The organism is Cupriavidus lacunae, assembly GCF_003353055.1.
Lineage (GTDB): Bacteria > Pseudomonadota > Gammaproteobacteria > Burkholderiales > Burkholderiaceae > Cupriavidus > Cupriavidus lacunae.
Window position 1 is genome coordinate 1 of the sequence record NZ_QKWJ01000219.1, and the last position, 1,731, is coordinate 1,731.

The window sequence follows — 1,731 nt, forward strand, 5'->3', positions numbered from 1 at the left end:
AGGCTCGTCGGGGAAATCTGTGGGTCGTTTTCTTGACGTGACTACGGTTCTTGAGCTTGCATGAGGAAGCGATAGAGCTTGCGAGCCGTGGTATCGAAGGCCTTCTGCTCGGTCTCCGTGATGCGTGGCCAGATGAGCGGCCCGCCTTCATCGTCGATCATTTGCAATAGCAGAGTTTCGATGGGAAGGCTCGCCAAGTCGAAGTCTTCATGACGACGACGGATGATTTCGCCACCAAGCATCCAGAGATGGTCGCGATGGCGGCGCCGGGTCTTGTCGGCCACCGACTGCGTCAGCAGGTCCGTCAGGAAGGGCGTCAGGAGGTCAACGATGCGCTGGCCGACGGCGATATCGGCCGGTTCAATCTGCCAGGTGGTGGGCCAGTTCGCCAGGTCCGGCACGTAGGCATCGAGAACCGCCCCCGCATCCGATGGGACAATAGCCGTCAGAGGAACTGTCTTGCGCTTAGCCACCATGCTGCTTACCCGTCTGCTCAATGCCTGCCATCACTTCCCCGGTTTTGTGTACGAAAGGGCTCGCTTGTGTCAGGCGTCCAACACCATCGAGATCGATGTGCGCCCGCGGCGAGGTTCCCGTCCGCACTGCTCGGGCTGCGGCCAACGGGCCCGCGGCTACGACACGCTGGCAACGCGCCGCTTCGAGTTCATCCCGATCTGGGGCTTTGCCGTGGTCTTACTGTACGCGATGCGGCGCGTGGAGTGTAAGCGCGGCTGCGGCGTCAAGGTTGAACAGGTCCCTTGGGGTATTGGCAAGCACACGCTGACGAAGACGTACATGTTGTATCTGGCCCACTGGGCGCGCAAGCTGTCCTGGCAGGAAACGGCGCGCAGCTTCCACACCAGTTGGGAGAAGGTCAGTCAGGCAGTGGAGTGGGTCGTGGAATGGGGGTTGGCCCACCGCACGCTGGGTCCGATCCGCGCCTTCGGGGTCGATGAGATCCAGTATGGTCGAGGACATCAATATCTGACCCTGGTCTACCAGATCGAGGCTGGTTGCATCCGTTTGCTGTGGGTCGGCAAGGAACGCACGACCGAGAGCTTCGAGAAGTTCTTTGCCCTCATCGGCACCGAGATCGCCGCCAAGGTCGAATTCGTCTGCTCGGATATGTGGAAGCCCTATCTGAAGCTGATCGCCAAACATTGCCCCAATGCCTTGAATATCCTCGACCGCTTCCACATCGTCGCCAAGATGAACCTCGCCCTGGATGACGTGCGGGCCGCCGAAGCCCGACGCATGGCAAACGACGGCTACCAGCCCGTCCTGAAGAAATCCCGCTGGTGCCTGCTCAAACGCCGGGAGAACCTCACCGACACTCAGCGGATACGGCTGCGCGATCTGCTGCGCTACAACCTGCAGAGCGTGCGGGCCTATTTGCTCAAGGAGGAATTCCAGTCGCTATGGGAATACGACTCGCCGGTCTGGGCCGGCAAGTTCCTCGACCGATGGTGCACGCAGGTCATGCGCTCGCGCATCGAACCCATGAAGAAATTTGCCCGCACTGTCCGCACTCACCGCGAGCTCATCCTCAACTACTTCCGGGCGCGAAAGCAGTTCTCCAGCGGGGTGATCGAGGGGCTCAACAACAAAGCCAAAGTCACCATGAGAAAAGCATATGGATTCCGGACCTTCCGCATGACCGAAATCGCGCTATATCACGGGCTCGGGAAGCTTCCGGAGCCAAAGCTTACCCACAGTTTTTACTGACGAGCC

General features: G+C 60.1%; 2 protein-coding genes. One reads left to right on the top strand and one right to left on the bottom strand.

The window, feature by feature from the left end; all coding sequences use genetic code 11:
* Window positions 1–41: 41 nt before the first annotated feature.
* Window positions 42–476, bottom strand: a complete 435-nt coding sequence (locus DN412_RS42765) for a hypothetical protein (RefSeq protein ID WP_115216982.1) — start codon at window positions 474–476, stop codon at window positions 42–44.
* Here DN412_RS42765 and DN412_RS42770 point away from each other — a divergent pair.
* Window positions 475–1,725: an ISL3 family transposase gene (locus DN412_RS42770; RefSeq protein ID WP_115216983.1), complete on the top strand. Its 1,251-nt coding sequence runs from the start codon at window positions 475–477 to the stop codon at window positions 1,723–1,725. The two genes, DN412_RS42765 and DN412_RS42770, sit on opposite strands and share 2 nt — an antisense overlap.
* The last annotated feature ends 6 nt before the right edge of the window (window positions 1,726–1,731 follow it).

Bases quoted from the DNA above. Each gene is read 5' to 3' on its own strand.
- DN412_RS42770 (WP_115216983.1), top strand. From the start codon at position 475: ATGCTGCTTACCCGTCTGCTCAATGCCTGCCATCACTTCCCCGGTTTT.
- DN412_RS42765 (WP_115216982.1), bottom strand. From the start codon at position 476: ATGGTGGCTAAGCGCAAGACAGTTCCTCTGACGGCTATTGTCCCATCG.